This is a genomic window from Brucella gallinifaecis, from assembly GCF_006476605.1.
GTDB classification, from domain to species: Bacteria; Pseudomonadota; Alphaproteobacteria; order Rhizobiales; family Rhizobiaceae; genus Brucella; species Brucella gallinifaecis.
In genome coordinates this window covers 125,410-138,938 of the sequence record NZ_ML636802.1, presented here as the reverse complement: position 1 = coordinate 138,938, position 13,529 = coordinate 125,410, and the positions used below count along the sequence as shown (strand labels likewise).

Sequence of the window (13,529 nt, the reverse complement as noted above, 5' to 3'; positions counted from 1 at the left end):
CATGCGTCTGACATCGGATTTCTGGGTTTCTGCGCTGATCCGCAAAGTGCAGGGCGAGGGAGGTTTTGCTTATCTCTCACGTCGCGGTTCCAAAGAAGCGGGAGCGATCTTCATCAAGGTCAGTTCGCGCCTGGGAACTTGTGACCTTTATTCACCCGCCCCACAGGTCTTTTATGAAGAAAACAGCGACGGTGAACGTATGTTCCTGCCTATTCTCCATGCTGTTGATGATCTTAAAGCTGGTGAGCGCATGGAACAGGAAATTCGTTTTGATCCCGATCTCTGGCTGATAGAGCTGGAAGATGTGGCAGATGCCGGCAAGTTTTTTTCAATTTTGACGGATGATTTATAGGCTGACCCTAATGGATGTGTTGTTTTCATCCGTAGCCGTGACCATTTCGCGTAATTTATTGCGCAGTGATTTTGACATTTCTTCAGCTTTCCAGCGACGCACAAGCGAAATTGCTTTTTCCTGATCAATGGAATGATAAATCTGGATAAAATCGCGAAGCTCATTACGATCAGCGACCACTGGTCCGAGAATTGCAGACATGATTATAAAGCATTCAGCCGCTGACATACCAAGCGCACGCAAGGCGATTGGTAAATGTGATTCTGGCCATTTTCCGATTATCCGGTCAGCATGATCGAAAGAAATATCGAGCGAATCGGCCAGAGCCGTGCGGAATATCTGATCGTCAATCAGAAGGGCTGTATCGATCAAATGCTCCGGTGTTGCCAGAGTGCCGGCACCGAACAAGGATGGGGGCGGTGATGAGGATATGTCGTCATTTTTATCTTCATCGAGTGCGGAGGATGTGCCGGCTTTGTCTGTTTCAATGCAGGCCAGATTTTCTTGTAAAACCAGAAGACGGTCAATGACGGCATCGTTGAAGCTGCGCAGAACACCCTTTAGCAAAGGATCATCCGATTGCCTGCGTGCAATTGCACGGGCATGGACCAGTCCATTCTTGCTGATAATCTCGATGAGATCCTGCGGCTTTAAAACGGGTGAACGCAACAAAACCGGGGCAGAAATTTTGACAGGTTCATTGGCGAGTGCAAGAATCAGGCGTCGCGGTGCATGTTCAATCTGTGCAATCGCATTGGCCGCCTGTTGCTTGCCGCGCATGGACGAGCGCTCAAGAAGCGGGAGTGCCAGATCTTCCAGCTGATGTGCATCTTGTCTTCCGGGGCGTGTCAACGAAGCAAACGCAGCTATTGCAGCGACCAGAAGATCGTCTGCTTTGCTGTTATCAGCTGTCGATTTTGACTGGTTCCGATTGCTGGAAAAATCTTCCAGAACGCGGAACTGATCGTTTGTCACGCAAGCTACTCCGGTAGGCTAAAACTATGAACGTGCCTGCCACATGCCGGCAAACTGGATAATAATTATGAAGCCTTAGCAACTCATTAACCGTGCGTGAGAAAGAGATTGTTTTGCAATGTATTAATTCTTTTCAAAGGTGGCACAGCTTGCTTGCCTAAAGAAATTTTGCACCTGTCCGCTCCAGCTCGCATCGGGCATGAAGCTGCGCAAAACAACAGCGCCTTCGCTTATATCCTGCTCGATAATGATCGAATGGTCATAATTATGCATGCCATCCGCACGCAGGGTTGCGATCCCAATCGGATCCGCAATGATCAGATCAAGTTCGCGCTCGTCGGATACTTTGTCATTCAGGCTGTAAAGATTGTCGCCATTGGGTGTGTAAATGGAGAGCGACCAGAAGGGCAGCTTGCCTTTTAATGTGATTCGCACTGGTCCGTCCGTGAGATCAAACCGGCACGCGGCCTGTCGCATCAAAGGATTCTGATCACTGACAAGACCTGATCTCTCTGTAAGGACATAGAAGTTGTAATTATCACCGAGTGCTTCGAGATGCGACCATGCATTTTTATTTGCGTAAAACGGCACCAATAGCACAATTGCGATATGCACTATCGCTGCACCAATCAATCCCAGAAGAAGTAGACGCAGGATTTTAGCCACGGCATGCCCTAGTGTTTGTGACAGGTACAATATTTGGCATGACAAGATCGATCAGCCCGGAGGAGCTTGCAGCAGGCGTATCGTAAAGTGTCATCACAAGTACGAAATTGCCAGCCCCTTCAACCGCGAGCCAGTTATCGGGGCTGGCATCGGGGCTGATGGTAATTTTTACGCTGCCATCATATTCATAAATTACGTCGCGTGAATGCAGTGCTGGCTGTAAGCCATCTCGCGCTGCGATGGGTTTAAGATCCGTATCTGCCGGATAGAGAGTCCAGAATCGTGCAGTCGGTGTAAAACCGCTCAGACGGTAGCTGCATCCCCGGCGTAACGCGCCGCCATTGCTGTCTTTACGTGCATAAAAGGCCAGACCTTCGGCTGTTCCCAGCGCGAGACGGGCTTTGCGGGCTGCACGGGCTTTTGAATAGGGGTCGGCATCTTCTGTACCGGAAAGAGGATATGCGTTCCACGCACCAATCTGCAATTCGCCAAACCCACTGAAATGGTCGAGTGTGTAGTCGGTTGCCCATATACCGCCGCCCAGTGCGATGATAAGTATGGTGATGACTTTGAGAATTGTTTTCAGCATTTTTCTCAAAGTACCGATACTTTATCGCGCCTTGCAAGGGCTGGAACAGGTGGCGCGTTGCGGATAGCATTGCTCAGTTCTTTGAGGGTTTTCGTAGCATCGGGTGACAGAACACGTGGAGCTGCCGGCATTGCTTCCTCTGGCATACCGCTTGCAGCCACTTTTGGATTCGCTGATTTGGCAGGAGCCGGGAAAGCGGGAGTGATGCCGGGAATTGGCTTTAACTCAATATTCTGATGCGCATAATTCATCATTCTTTGCCAGGCCATTGCCGGCAAAACGCCTCCGGTGAGTTCTTTCATCGGTGTGAAATTATCATTGCCAAACCAGACAGCCGCCGTGAAATTGCCTGTAAAACCAACAAACCATGCATCACGATAATTTTGTGTGGTCCCTGTTTTGCCGCCAACGCGCGTCATCGGCAGGGCAGCACGGCGGGCTGTACCGCGTTCTGGTACCTGCACCAGCATCGAATTCATCTCAAAAGCTGCTTTTTCAGACAAGGCCCGGTGGGGCTTTGGCGCATCGCGGAAATAATCCCACAACACTTTGCCCTCGGACGAGACAATCTGCGTGAAAGCATGGCGATTACCGGCCATCCCGCCATTGGGAAAAACATTAAAACCTGTTGCCTGATCCATGACCGTCATCTCGGATGTGCCCAGCACCATGGTTTTATGTGAGGAAATTGGCGTTTCCACACCCATGGCTTTGGTTAAGGCAACAATCGGGGCCGTTGTCAGATGGTCCTTTGCCAGACGTACAGGAACAGAATTGAGCGATCTTACCAGCGCCGTTGTCAGATCGACCCGTCCGGCAAAGCTGCGGCCATAATTGCGCGGCGCCCAGTTGCCCCAGCTGACAGGTGCATCGGAAATAATGGTGTTTGGCGTCAGTCCTTTTTCCATGGCAGCTGCATAGACATAGGGTTTGAAGGATGAACCCGCCTGACGCAGCGCCTTGGTTGCCCGATTGAACTGGCTCTCACCATAATCGCGACCGCCCACAAGCGCACGTACTGAACCGTCATTGGCAATCACCACGGTGGCGGCTTCCGAAACATTATAATCCTTGCCGTATTGACGCAGATGAAACTCAAGCGATTCTTCCGCAGCCTTTTGCAGGTTGCGATCCAGTGTCGTGCGCACAGTTAGCGTATGATAAGGAAGGTGCCCGGCAATTTTCTTCACTTCCTCAAAAGCCCAGTCGAGAAAATAGTCCGGGCTTTCATTCTTTGCTCTGTCGACCACGCTTGCGGGATTGCGCCGCGCAACAGCAACCTGACCTTCGCTCATGAAACCGCTTTCGACCATGTTGGAAAGCACGACATTGGCACGGGCACGCGCTGCCGGAAGATTGACATGGGGCGCAAATTTCGCAGGCGCTTTAAACAGGCCAGCCAGCATGGCTGCTTCCGCGAGCGATACGTCCTTGACGTTTTTGCCAAAGTAAAATTCGGATGCCGCCGCAATACCAAATGTACCGCCACCCATATAGGCGCGGTCCAGATAGAGTTGGAGTATTTCTTTCTTGCTCAGATTGCTTTCAAGCCAGATTGCGAGGAATGCTTCCTTGATCTTGCGCTCGATGGTGCGTTCATTGGAAAGAAACAGGTTTTTTGCGAGCTGCTGCGTCAGTGTCGAGCCGCCCTGTACCACGCCGTTCGCGCGTAGGTTTTGATTAAGCGCCCGGCTAAGCCCCCAGATATCAATGCCGTAATGATCAAAGAAACGGCGATCTTCGGTGCCAAGAACAGCCTTGATGACATGATCCGGCAATTCATCGATCGGCACAGCCTGACGGTGCAGAATGCCACGTTGTCCTAGCTCATTACCATATCTGTCCAGAAATGTGACGGCATAGTCATCCTGAGAGCGCCAGTCTTTTTTGGTTTCGTCAAAGGCAGGCAGCGCCAGTACAAGCATTGCAACAAAGCCAATAACCCCGAGCGTAAAACCTTCATCCAGAACTTCGACAACCAGCCGCCGGAAGCCGCGAACACGAAATTTCCGGGAGAATATCGTGATGTTTTCCCACCATTCACGGGCATGGAAACGAAAATTATAGAGGCTGGAATCGATCCATGCATCAAGGCCGACAAATCGCGAAACCCGAAAGGGCTTGCTTTTGCTCTTTTCAGAATCATCATCAGCTTCTTTACGCATGTACTCGGCTTTTTAATCGTAAAAGTTGTGAGGTATACAGAACCTGCTACTTAATCATATCAGATAATTAAGCCATAACTCGTGTTAATTCGTAAACGAAAGTTAGAAAGTTTTGTAAGAAAAAAATCTTAAATAGGAAAATAGTCCTTGACTGCGTAACGGCGCTTTGCTATTCATCAGATACAGTCAGAAAAGTGTGACTGATCTTGATGAAGGCCTCGATACCCCCGGCTTTCTTCAGGACTGCAAAACCCCGGAAGCTCTTTGCTCTCGGGGTTTTGCATGAGTAGGGTCCTGACCCTGATTTGATCCGATCATATCGAAATGAACTCTACCGGATATACCATTGAAAATGCGAAAGATTGACGAGTGTCGTGAGGCGCGGGTCAGGCTGGCTTTTCGCCTGCAAAAGAAACATGACATTGCTGTGGCTGAGATTGTTGGGGTGATGGGCTGTTCGGAAAAACAATATCTTCACTGGCTTAAGGGCATTGGTCTTGATGAAAACGCGCTCATTAAGCCCTCTGCTGCGGATACTGCCCTGCAAAGGTTGCAGAGCGAACTCAATAAGCTGATTGATGCAGAAGAACTGCCGGAAAAGGGCAAGGCGGAAGCTTTAATGGCTCTGGCCAAAGCCGTAAAAACTGTTGGCGAGCTTGCAACGGAAACAGGAGTTTCCGAGGTGGAGGATGACACTTCGAAGGTCAGTCTGGTCAAAGTCCGACAGGCATTGGCACGTATAGACAGGAGAATTAACGAACTTGCAAAAAGGCACGCGCGGGAACTCTTGGGGCGCGGGCTTGACGCAAAATCAGATAATGGCACTGGATAGCGAGTGGTTGTTAAGGGCACGCGATGCGCAATTGCCACCGTCCGGTGACTGGCGCACATGGCTCATTCTTGGTGGTCGCGGCTCGGGGAAAACGCGGGCAGGGGCTGAGTGGGCGTCGGGAATGGCGCTGGGGCTTGCACCATTTTCTGCGCGTGGCTGTGGACATATTGCGCTGGTGGGCGAAACTTTCGCCGATGCGCGTGAGGTTATGGTGGATGGTCCCTCCGGCATATTGTCGGTTTCGCGACTGTCACGCCCGCGTTATGAAGCGACACGGCGCAGGCTTCTTTGGGATAATGGTGCGGTCGCGTCACTTTATACATCGGAAGACCCGGACGGATTGCGTGGCCCGCAATTTGATGCGGCATGGTGTGACGAGCTGGCAAAGTGGAAGAATCCGCAATCGACTTGGGACATGCTGCAATTTGGCCTGCGATTGGGTCACTTTCCGCGTCAGGTGGTGACGACAACACCGCGTGCAGTCCCGTTGCTGAAATCTCTGATGAGCGACAGCTCGGTTGCAATGACCCATATGCGAACATCAGAGAATGCCGAACATCTCGCCAGTGGTTTTATCGAAGCGATCCATCAGCGTTATGCCGGAACAAGGTTGGGGCGGCAGGAACTTGATGGCGAGTTGATTGAAGAACGTGCCGGTGCATTGTGGTCACGTGAGCGGCTGGAGCAATGTTTTGAAACCGCCGCACCTGAACTTGTCCGTATTCTTGTGGCGATTGATCCGCCTGCCTCATCCGGCAAGTCGTCAGATGCTTGTGGGATTGTCGTGGCGGGTATTGATGACAACGGCTTCGCTCATGTGCTGGCGGATGAAAGCATGTCCATGGCCAAGCCACATCAATGGGCGCGGCGGGCAATTGCACTTTATCATTCATATGAAGCCGATGCAGTGCTGGCCGAGGTCAATCAGGGCGGTGAAATGGTTGCAGCAGTTTTGGCTGCCGAAGATGCTTCGGTGCCAGTTTTGATGCGCCGTGCATCGCGGGGCAAATGGCTGCGTGCCGAGCCGGTGGCAGCCCTTTATGAACAGGGTCGTGTGCGCCATGCGGGGCGGTTTTCTGCGCTTGAAGATGAAATGTGTGACTTCGCACCTGAAGGCCTTTCAAGCGGACGTTCGCCGGATCGCCTTGATGCGATGGTATGGGCGCTGAGCGAACTCATGCTTGGTGCCGATCGAAAGCCAAGAATCCGGCGTTTCGGGTAAAATTTAACATTATTGGAGAGCCTATATGGCGTGGAACTGGCCGTGGCGCAAAACTGCTGCGAACGTACCCTCACATTCTGCTGCGGGACGGCAGACCAAAATGGCTCATGGTTTTGTAGCCCTTCATATGGAGCGCGGACCGTCATGGATTGCACGGGATTATACTTCACTTGCCCGCGAGGGCTTTATGCGCAACCCGGTGGCGCATCGCTGTGTGCGCCTGATCGCTGAAGCAGCCAGCACTGTGCCCTGGTTGCTCTATGAGGGGGCAACCGAACATGAAACGCATCCGTTACTTGATCTCATTGCAAGACCACAGGCTGGGCTGGACGGCAGCAGTTTCTTTGAACGACTATATGGCCATTTGCTGATTTCGGGCAATGCCTATGTCGAGCGTGTCGATCTGCCAAGCGGACGCAGTGAACTGCATCTTCTGCGACCCGAGAGAGTGACCCTTGAAACATCGCATGATGGCTGGCCGCAAGCGCTGGTGTATCGCTCCGCCAATACCAGTCGTGTTGTTTCGCTTGCAGGCGCGGCATCCGCAGGTCTGCACCTTAAACTGTTTCATCCGCTGGATGATCATTATGGTTTTCCGCCGTTAGAGGCAGCGTTGATGGCGCTCGATCTGCATAATGCGGCAGGTGCCTGGAACAAGGCTTTGCTTGATAATTCTGCTCGTCCATCTGGTGCTCTGGTCTATGCGCCAAAGGATGGAGGCAACTTGACCGAAGAGCAATTTGACCGGCTGAAAACTGAGCTTGAGGAAGGCTATACAGGGGCTGCCGGTGCCGGGCGTCCACTGCTGCTTGAGGGCGGTCTGGACTGGAAAGCCATGGGTTATAGCCCGCATGATATGGATTTTATTGAAGCGAAAAATGGCGCGGCCCGCGATATTGCGCTGGCTTTTGGTGTGCCGCCGATGCTGCTCGGCATTCCGGGTGACAACACCTATGCCAATTATGCCGAAGCCAATCGCGCCTTTTATCGCCTGACTGTGATGCCTCTGATCAACCGCACGGCAAAAGCGTTTGGTTGCTGGCTGGGACCATTGTTCGAGGGCGATCTGAGACTGGAACACGACATAGACCAGATTGAAGGCCTGTCGCTGGAACGTGAATCGCTCTGGCGGCGTGTTTCGGAAGCATCATTCCTCAGTGACGATGAAAAACGTGATGCGGTTGGCTATCAGCCGCGCACAGAAAGGAGAGTGCCATGAGCAATCTGAGTGAAACCGTGATGACATCCGATGCCACATTGGTGTGGTTTGCCAAGATTGCCGGAGCGGTCGCAGGTTCTGCCGTGTCCCTTGCCTATATGTTGCCAAAGGGCAAGCGTGAGGCTGGCATTCGCTTTGCCGTCGGCATCATCTGCGGCATGGTTTTCGGCGGTGCTGCCGGTGTTAAAATTGTGCAGACCTTGTCACTGGAAGAGCTGCTTGGCCGCGCCGAGGTGATGCTGATGGGGGCAACCGCTGCAAGCCTTGCTGCATGGTCGGTGCTTGGTATCCTGAAACGCTTTGCCGAACGCATGAAACATGCGTCCCTTCCCATTCTTCCATCTTCGCAAAGGAGCGGGAATGACAAAGCATGACCTGAAACTTGAAACCAAGCGTGCTGCCCTGGTGCTCGACGAGGTGGAAATCGACGGCAGTTTTTCAGGCTATGCCAGTGTGTTTGGTTTGGCAGATCTTGGCAATGACGTGATCGAGAAGGGCGCTTTTGCCAGATCGCTTGCCTCTCGCAAAACCTCGGGCGTACGTATGCTCTGGCAGCATGATGCCGCCGAACCGATTGGTGTGTGGTCCGATATTCGTGAGGACCAGCGCGGCCTTTATGTCGAGGGCAGGCTTGCCAAAGGTGTGGCCCGCGCCCGTGAAGCTCTGGAACTGATGCGGGCTGGCGGACTGGATGGCCTATCTATCGGTTTTCGCACTGTGAAAGCACGCAAGGATGCGCGAACAGGCTTGCGACACATAATAGAGGCGGATCTTTGGGAAATCTCGGTGGTGACTTTTCCGATGCTGCCACAGGCACGGATTAATAATCTCAAGGCGGAATTGCCAACGATAAGAGAATTTGAACGCTGGCTCACGCGGGATGCGGGGCTAAGCCGTTCTGCTGCACGGCTGGTTATAGCCAAAGGCTATTCAGCACTTGCAGCCTTACAGGGTCAGGACGGGCGGGACGCTTTCCGGGCAGATAATGAGGCGCTTGCGCAGCGTATGCGCACCGCCTGCAGGATAATTTCATCTTATTAATCAGGATCAAAAATGGAAAAAAATCATGCAATCCCGCTCGAAACCAAGAGCGTGGAAACGAAGGCGCTTAATTCAAAACTGGGCAATAACGGCGATGTGTCGGAAGCCTTTGATGAGTTTATGACCGCTTTTTCGGCTTTTCGTGAAGCCAATGATGAGCGTTTGAAAAAGGTTGAAAAAAGTGCCGATGTCGATGTGCTGTTGCGTGACAAGGTTGATCGCATCAATCTTGCACTTGATGAACAGAAACAGGCGCTGGATCAATATGTTCTGAAAAATGCGCGTCCACCGCTCGGAAAAGGCTCACCAGTTGAAAATCTGGAGCACAAGCAGGCCTTTGATGGCTATGTTCGCCGTGGCGATGAACAGGCATTGCGTGGTGTTGAACAAAAGGCGCATTCCTATGCATCTGGTCCTGATGGCGGCTATCTGGTGCCGGCGGAGCTTGAAACCGAAATTGGTCGCCGTCTGGCTGTCCTCTCGCCCATCCGCGGCATTTCCAGTGTGCGTCAGGTATCGGGTGCGGTGCTGAAAAAGCCGTTTTCGGTCAGTGGTCCGGCAACAGGCTGGGTTGGCGAAACTGCTGCACGTCCACAGACGGAATCGGCAAAACTGGCTGAGCTTCAGTTTCCAACCATGGAAATCTACGCGATGCCAGCGGCCACTTCTTCGCTGCTTGATGATGCAGCCGTAAATGTTGAGCAGTGGATTGCTGAAGAGGTGGAAGCAGCCTTTGCCGAGCAGGAAGGCGAGGCCTTTATCACCGGCAATGGTCTGAACAAGCCGATGGGTTTTCTGAGCTACAGCACTGTTGAAGATGCAAGCTGGGAATGGGGCAAGATCGGCCATATTGAAACGGGTGTTGAGGGCGCATTGCCTGCATCCGATCCATCCGACAAGCTCATCGAACTCATTTATGCATTGAAGGCCGGGTATCGCCAGAACGCCAGTTTCGTGATGAACCGCAAGACGCAGAGTGTGCTGCGTAAGCTCAAGGATGCTGACGGAAACTATCTCTGGCAGCCACCTTCATCGGTTGGTGAAAAGGCATCATTGATGGGCTTTGGTCTGGTTGAAGCCGAACATATGCCAGACATTGCTGCGGATTCAACGCCGATTGCCTTTGGTGATTTTGAACGCGGTTATCTCGTGGTGGATCGCATCGGCGTGCGTGTGTTGCGTGATCCATATTCTGCAAAGCCCTATGTGCTTTTCTACACCACCAAGCGTGTGGGCGGTGGTGTGCAGGATTTTGATGCAATCAAGCTTCTGAAGTTTGCAGCCTGATTTTCTTATGAAAGTGCATCTTTTGAGGATGCGCTCTCAGCAAAATCTACCTGCCGGTTTTGGCAGCTAGATTCAATGTGCAAACGCGTTGAATCTCTTTCTGGGGTTCCATGCATAACTATCTGATTTGAGAGTTATTTTAAGGGGAAAAAAATGACAATGTTTCTTGTCACGCCGCCGGTGCTGGAGCCGGTGACGATTGCTGATGCACGCGCATTTTTAAGAATTTCCACTGAAAGTGAAGATGAGATTTTACACCGTATTATCAAGACGGCACGTGAACTTGTCGAAGCGGAAACGGGTCTGGCGCTGATTGATCAGACATGGCGTCTGCGCGTTGATCGCTGGCCACGTTCTGGTCGTCTGGCCCTTTTCAAATATCCGGTGAAAGCTGTGACGGCTGTAGTCGCCTATCGACCTGACGGAAGTGCAATCAGCATGGAACCGGAAGAGTTCATGCTGCAGCATGGTCGTCGTCCGCAGCGTGTCTATATGGCACAATACCCGGATGCCCAGACATTTTGCGGCCTTGAAGTCGACTTCATAGCGGGCTTTGGTGAAACCGGCGTTGAAGTGCCGGATGCGTTAAAACAGGCAATATTGACCCTGACAGCCCATCTCTATGAAAATCGTGCTGGCCTTGATCAACGACAGGCAGACCTGCCGCCAATGGTCGGGCAGATGGTTGATAGCTGGCGACGTGTATCTCTATGAACAATATTCTGTTTATTGATCCGGGGCAGCTCACTTCAGAGCTGGCCCTGGAAGCCATGCAGCCGGTTGCTGATGGCATGGGCGGCTATCGCAAGACATGGTCAGAAATTGCGACGCTCTGGGGGCGCATTGAACCTGTGTCCACCGCTCAGCGGGATTTTGGGATCAGGCCACGCCCGGAAATAACCCACCGCATTCTGGTGCGCTATCGAGACGATATTTCATCTGACAAGCGTTTTCGCAAAGGCGGACGCGTGTTTTTACTGCGTGCGGTCCATGATGCGGATGAACGTGGGCGGTATCTGATCTGTCTGGCCATGGAGGAAGGGCGGTGAATATTGCGATGAAACTGACTTTTGAAGGTCTCATACGCGCATTGCGGTTCAGGCAAATCGCTGTGCGGGAAGACATTTCCACCGGGCAACTGAATGCCCGCAGTGAAAGTGAAAATTCAAGCGGGGTTAGAAATGAAGAATGGCGCAGCAGCATTGCAGAAAGCACTTTATGAGGCTTTGAAGAACGACGAACAACTCATTGATGAGCTTGGTGGCAAGCATGTTTATGATCATGTGCCACCAAACACAGCTTTTCCTTATGTCACGCTTGGCGAGACATTGAGCAAGGAATGGAATACGGCCACCGAACCGGGCGGCGAGCATTTCCTCAATATCCAGATATGGGCGCGTGAAGCCGGGCGCAAGCGCGTGCTTGATATTGCCGGACGCATCGCGACACGGCTTGATGAGCAACCGCTCGATCTGGATGGGCATAGCGTCGTCAATCTTATGCTGAGCGAAGTTCTGGCGCGAAACACAGACGGCTTCGGCAGCTATCTCGGCACCATGCGCTATCGTGCTGTGACCGAACCGGCAAACTAGAGCACATCCCGAAAAGTGGGAACCGGTTTTCGGGATGTGCGTAAAACAAAAAGATAGAGCCAGGAGCAAAATATGACAGCTCAACGCGGCAAGGATATCTTGCTGAAAATTGCGCATGGCACCGGGCAGTTTGAAACCTGCGCTGGCCTGCGGACCAAACGTATTGCTTTCAATGCAGAAACTGTCGATGTGACGGATGCAGATGCAGCAGGCCGCTGGCGACAATTGCTGGCAGGCAGTGGTGTTCAGCGTGCTTCGCTCAGCGGATCGGGCATTTTCAAGGATGCAATTTCGGATGCAGTGATCCGCAGCATTTTTTTTAATGGTGAAATCCGCGAATGGCAGATTGTATTGCCGGATTTTGGGACAATCACTGGAGCGTTTCAGATTGTCGCTCTGGAATATGGTGGCAATCATGATGGCGAGGTGACATTTGAAATTGCCCTTGAATCCGCAGGGCTGATTACTTTTGGAGAAGCGCTATGATGGTTAATCGCCATCGTGGTGAGGTTGCGGCAAAACTCGATGGTCGCGACTGGACACTGTGTCTGACGCTTGGTGCATTGGCGCAGCTTGAATCTGCTTTTGAAGCAGACAATCTTTCCGACCTGATTGCACGCTTTTCTGGTGGCAAGCTTTCGGCTTTCGATATGCAACGCATCATCTGTGCGGGTCTTCATGGCGGCGGGCATAATGTGTCGTTTGAAGATGTGGCTGAAATGCGTGCAGACGGGGGGGCAAGCGGCTATGCACGCATTGTTTCAGCACTGCTGAGCGCAACATTTGGAACGGAAGAAAGCGATTCTTCTTCAAACCCTTGAGTGCCGCAGTTGAATCATCTTCTTCACGTCAGCCTTTCCCGTGGGACGAGGTCATGCGTGCAGGATTTGGTCTGCTGCGGCTTTCTTCAAGAGACTTCTGGGCAATGACCCCGCGCGAACTTGGCGCCGTTCTCGGACCCGTTTCGCAGAACATCAATGCTCCTTCACGCATGACACTCGATGCGCTGATGCATGCCTTTCCCGACAGGTGATTTTATATGACAGATGAAACTGTAACCGTTTCCGTCGAGGCGGATACGAGCGCGTTTGACCGCGCTCTGATCGACCTTGAAAAGCGTTCGTCGAGCTTTGGAACAAGTCTGACGACTGCCCTTAAAAGTGCAGTCGTGTCCGGTAAGGGACTGGAAGATGTGCTGCGCGGACTTGCCAGCAGTCTGGCAGGTTCGGCCCTTTCCGCCGGGCTGCAACCGTTACAAAATCTTGGCTCGTCGCTGATGACAAACATGCTTGGTGGCCTTCGCGGTATCATGCCTTTCGCCAAGGGTGGTGTGGTTTCAAGCCCGACTTACTTTGGCATGGGCAATGGCTCGCTGGGGCTGACGGGCGAGGCGGGAGCCGAAGCGATCCTGCCTTTGGCGCGTGGTGCCGATGGCAGGCTTGGCGTGGCCACCGGTGGCAATGGGGTCAAGCCGGTTCAGGTCGTGTTCAACATGACCTCGCCTGATGCATCCTCCTTCCGAAAATCAGAAGCGCAGCTTTCCACCATGCTCGCGGGTGCGGTGCGCCGCGGCGCCCGGAGGATGTGAG

General features: G+C 52.5%; 18 protein-coding genes. 14 read left to right on the top strand and 4 right to left on the bottom strand.

Annotation, left to right across the window (positions count from 1 at the left end; all coding sequences use genetic code 11):
- Position 1 precedes the first annotated feature (1 nt).
- A complete protein-coding gene (locus tag FHY56_RS05265; RefSeq protein WP_140904131.1) occupies positions 2-352 on the top strand; it encodes a DUF1491 family protein in 351 nt (116 codons plus the stop codon).
- Here the strand turns inward: FHY56_RS05265 and FHY56_RS05260 are convergent.
- The 4 genes from FHY56_RS05260 to FHY56_RS05245 form a co-directional block, all read right to left on the bottom strand.
- The gene (locus FHY56_RS05260) at positions 347-1,327 is read right to left on the bottom strand and encodes a DUF2336 domain-containing protein (RefSeq protein WP_140904130.1); all 981 of its coding nucleotides are present in this window, start codon (positions 1,325-1,327) and stop codon (positions 347-349) included. The two genes, FHY56_RS05265 and FHY56_RS05260, sit on opposite strands and share 6 nt — an antisense overlap.
- Positions 1,328-1,450: 123 nt before the next feature.
- Positions 1,451-1,993, bottom strand: coding sequence for a DUF1254 domain-containing protein (locus tag FHY56_RS05255; protein ID WP_140904129.1), 543 nt, complete (start codon positions 1,991-1,993; stop codon positions 1,451-1,453).
- The gene (locus FHY56_RS05250) at positions 1,986-2,582 is read right to left on the bottom strand and encodes a DUF1214 domain-containing protein (RefSeq protein ID WP_140904128.1); all 597 of its coding nucleotides are present in this window, start codon (positions 2,580-2,582) and stop codon (positions 1,986-1,988) included. The genes FHY56_RS05255 and FHY56_RS05250 overlap by 8 nt, the downstream gene beginning before the upstream one ends.
- 5 nt (positions 2,583-2,587) lie before the next feature.
- Entirely contained in the window at positions 2,588-4,747 is a 2,160-nt protein-coding gene (locus FHY56_RS05245) for a transglycosylase domain-containing protein (RefSeq protein ID WP_140904127.1), read from the bottom strand.
- Positions 4,748-5,099: 352 nt separating this feature from the next.
- Here FHY56_RS05245 and FHY56_RS05240 point away from each other — a divergent pair, with 352 nt between their 5' ends.
- The 13 genes from FHY56_RS05240 (at position 5,100) to FHY56_RS05180 (ending at position 13,528) form a co-directional block, all read left to right on the top strand.
- Positions 5,100-5,579: a hypothetical protein gene (locus FHY56_RS05240; protein ID WP_140904126.1), complete on the top strand. Its 480-nt coding sequence runs from the start codon at positions 5,100-5,102 to the stop codon at positions 5,577-5,579.
- A complete protein-coding gene (locus FHY56_RS05235; protein ID WP_140904125.1) occupies positions 5,566-6,801 on the top strand; it encodes a DNA-packaging protein in 1,236 nt (411 codons plus the stop codon). Before FHY56_RS05240 ends, FHY56_RS05235 begins: the two co-directional genes overlap by 14 nt.
- A 25-nt stretch (positions 6,802-6,826) precedes the next feature.
- Complete coding sequence (locus FHY56_RS05230) at positions 6,827-8,020, top strand: phage portal protein (RefSeq protein WP_140904124.1); 1,194 nt, start codon at positions 6,827-6,829, stop codon at positions 8,018-8,020.
- Positions 8,017-8,394 (top strand): DUF6107 family protein, encoded by a 378-nt coding sequence (locus FHY56_RS05225; RefSeq protein WP_140904123.1) that lies wholly within the window; start codon positions 8,017-8,019, stop codon positions 8,392-8,394. Before FHY56_RS05230 ends, FHY56_RS05225 begins: the two co-directional genes overlap by 4 nt.
- Entirely contained in the window at positions 8,381-9,061 is a 681-nt protein-coding gene (locus tag FHY56_RS05220; protein ID WP_140904122.1) for an HK97 family phage prohead protease, read from the top strand. Before FHY56_RS05225 ends, FHY56_RS05220 begins: the two co-directional genes overlap by 14 nt.
- 12 nt (positions 9,062-9,073) lie before the next feature.
- A complete protein-coding gene (locus FHY56_RS05215) occupies positions 9,074-10,348 on the top strand; it encodes a phage major capsid protein (protein WP_140904121.1) in 1,275 nt (424 codons plus the stop codon).
- Positions 10,349-10,501: 153 nt separating this feature from the next.
- Positions 10,502-11,062: a head-tail connector protein gene (locus tag FHY56_RS05210; RefSeq protein WP_140904120.1), complete on the top strand. Its 561-nt coding sequence runs from the start codon at positions 10,502-10,504 to the stop codon at positions 11,060-11,062.
- Positions 11,059-11,397: a phage head closure protein gene (locus tag FHY56_RS05205; protein WP_140904119.1), complete on the top strand. Its 339-nt coding sequence runs from the start codon at positions 11,059-11,061 to the stop codon at positions 11,395-11,397. Before FHY56_RS05210 ends, FHY56_RS05205 begins: the two co-directional genes overlap by 4 nt.
- Positions 11,398-11,529: 132 nt before the next feature.
- The gene (locus tag FHY56_RS05200; RefSeq protein WP_140904118.1) at positions 11,530-11,940 is read left to right on the top strand and encodes a DUF3168 domain-containing protein; all 411 of its coding nucleotides are present in this window, start codon (positions 11,530-11,532) and stop codon (positions 11,938-11,940) included.
- Positions 11,941-12,012: 72 nt separating this feature from the next.
- Positions 12,013-12,426, top strand: coding sequence for a phage major tail protein, TP901-1 family (locus FHY56_RS05195; protein WP_140904117.1), 414 nt, complete (start codon positions 12,013-12,015; stop codon positions 12,424-12,426).
- Positions 12,423-12,761 carry a gene transfer agent family protein gene (locus tag FHY56_RS05190; protein ID WP_140904116.1) on the top strand — a complete coding sequence of 113 codons (339 nt, stop codon included), beginning with the start codon at positions 12,423-12,425 and terminating at the stop codon, positions 12,759-12,761. The genes FHY56_RS05195 and FHY56_RS05190 overlap by 4 nt, the downstream gene beginning before the upstream one ends.
- Entirely contained in the window at positions 12,758-12,973 is a 216-nt protein-coding gene (locus FHY56_RS05185; RefSeq protein WP_140904115.1) for a rcc01693 family protein, read from the top strand. Before FHY56_RS05190 ends, FHY56_RS05185 begins: the two co-directional genes overlap by 4 nt.
- Positions 12,974-12,979: 6 nt before the next feature.
- A complete protein-coding gene (locus tag FHY56_RS05180; RefSeq protein ID WP_140904114.1) occupies positions 12,980-13,528 on the top strand; it encodes a phage tail tape measure protein in 549 nt (182 codons plus the stop codon).
- The last annotated feature ends 1 nt before the right edge of the window (position 13,529 follow it).

Coding starts and splice junctions, on each gene's coding strand:
- FHY56_RS05265 (WP_140904131.1), top strand. CDS start 2: ATGCGTCTGACATCGGATTTCTGGGTTTCTGCGCTGATCCGCAAAGTG.
- FHY56_RS05250 (WP_140904128.1), bottom strand. CDS start 2,582: ATGCTGAAAACAATTCTCAAAGTCATCACCATACTTATCATCGCACTG.
- FHY56_RS05245 (WP_140904127.1), bottom strand. CDS start 4,747: ATGCGTAAAGAAGCTGATGATGATTCTGAAAAGAGCAAAAGCAAGCCC.
- FHY56_RS05240 (WP_140904126.1), top strand. CDS start 5,100: ATGCGAAAGATTGACGAGTGTCGTGAGGCGCGGGTCAGGCTGGCTTTT.
- FHY56_RS05235 (WP_140904125.1), top strand. CDS start 5,566: ATGGCACTGGATAGCGAGTGGTTGTTAAGGGCACGCGATGCGCAATTG.
- FHY56_RS05230 (WP_140904124.1), top strand. CDS start 6,827: ATGGCGTGGAACTGGCCGTGGCGCAAAACTGCTGCGAACGTACCCTCA.
- FHY56_RS05225 (WP_140904123.1), top strand. CDS start 8,017: ATGAGCAATCTGAGTGAAACCGTGATGACATCCGATGCCACATTGGTG.
- FHY56_RS05220 (WP_140904122.1), top strand. CDS start 8,381: ATGACAAAGCATGACCTGAAACTTGAAACCAAGCGTGCTGCCCTGGTG.
- FHY56_RS05215 (WP_140904121.1), top strand. CDS start 9,074: ATGGAAAAAAATCATGCAATCCCGCTCGAAACCAAGAGCGTGGAAACG.
- FHY56_RS05210 (WP_140904120.1), top strand. CDS start 10,502: ATGACAATGTTTCTTGTCACGCCGCCGGTGCTGGAGCCGGTGACGATT.
- FHY56_RS05205 (WP_140904119.1), top strand. CDS start 11,059: ATGAACAATATTCTGTTTATTGATCCGGGGCAGCTCACTTCAGAGCTG.
- FHY56_RS05200 (WP_140904118.1), top strand. CDS start 11,530: ATGAAGAATGGCGCAGCAGCATTGCAGAAAGCACTTTATGAGGCTTTG.
- FHY56_RS05195 (WP_140904117.1), top strand. CDS start 12,013: ATGACAGCTCAACGCGGCAAGGATATCTTGCTGAAAATTGCGCATGGC.
- FHY56_RS05190 (WP_140904116.1), top strand. CDS start 12,423: ATGATGGTTAATCGCCATCGTGGTGAGGTTGCGGCAAAACTCGATGGT.
- FHY56_RS05180 (WP_140904114.1), top strand. CDS start 12,980: ATGACAGATGAAACTGTAACCGTTTCCGTCGAGGCGGATACGAGCGCG.